Origin of the sequence: Thermoplasma sp., assembly GCF_023256435.1 — an archaeon.
Classification (GTDB): Archaea; Thermoplasmatota; Thermoplasmata; order Thermoplasmatales; family Thermoplasmataceae; genus Thermoplasma.
In genome coordinates, this window is sequence record NZ_JAGDXM010000038.1 from 2401 (window position 1) to 3230 (window position 830).

Here is an 830-nt window from a genome sequence, read left to right on the forward strand (position 1 = left end):
CGATCTTCGAGAGGTAATCGAGGGCCCATGAGCTGAGGCTCACCTTACCGCTTATGATTATATCCTCCACGTTCAGAACTGGAAGGTGCTTCTTGAAATCCTTGCCTATGAAGACCAGGGTGTCGTTCTCGCGTTCCACTGACCCATCCTGAGTTATGTAGAAGGTATATTTCATGTCCCTACTGAAGCAGGTCTCTTATGATTTCGCCGATCTCCTTGGGGTATACCCTGCTCTTATCCTTGAATATAAGGCCAGATTTCACGTATGCGTCTATGGTGAAATCCCGCACACCGCTATCCTCGATCGGAATACCGTTGAGGAGCCTCTTCAGCATTTCTATCTCGTTCCTTGGAAGGCTGATAACGGGCAGTTCTATGTAGGATAGGCTCTCTGGATCTGGATAGAAGACAGGATCGTACAGTTTCTCATCCTTAAGATATCGATCAGTCGCGGTCTTCTCATCTACATCTCTGAAATCCTTCATGATCTCGTCCTTTATCTTCTCGAAGTTTTCATTATAATTCCTCACATCCTTGTTTATCACGTTGTAAACCTTGTTTATGCCAGCCAGGCCCGCGTACATGGACATAACTATTCCCTGTATCTTTCTCCCGCCTGTAACATTGAGATATATCCTGTCCGCACCGTGATCCTTCCCATCCCGTATGACTCTGACAAATACCTTCAGGAAATCCTTCAGGGAATCGTAATCGGTTATGTCCTGATACCGTATCCCGTATCGATGAAACCTTATGCTTCCAAACCTGGATCTGATGGCGCCTATAGCAGCATTGACACCAGTCTTTATCTCCTCGTCGTCTGTGTATAT

2 protein-coding genes are annotated in these 830 nt (G+C 46.1%); both read right to left on the reverse strand.

The window, feature by feature from the left end; all coding sequences use genetic code 11:
- Positions 1–175, reverse strand: a 175-nt coding sequence (locus tag Q0C15_RS04890) for a CRISPR-associated endonuclease Cas1 (RefSeq protein WP_297216947.1), incomplete at its 3' end; no start/stop codon positions are given.
- 4 nt (positions 176–179) lie between these two features.
- The coding region (locus Q0C15_RS04895) for a CRISPR-associated ring nuclease (RefSeq protein ID WP_297216943.1) at positions 180–830 on the reverse strand (651 nt) is incomplete at its 5' end.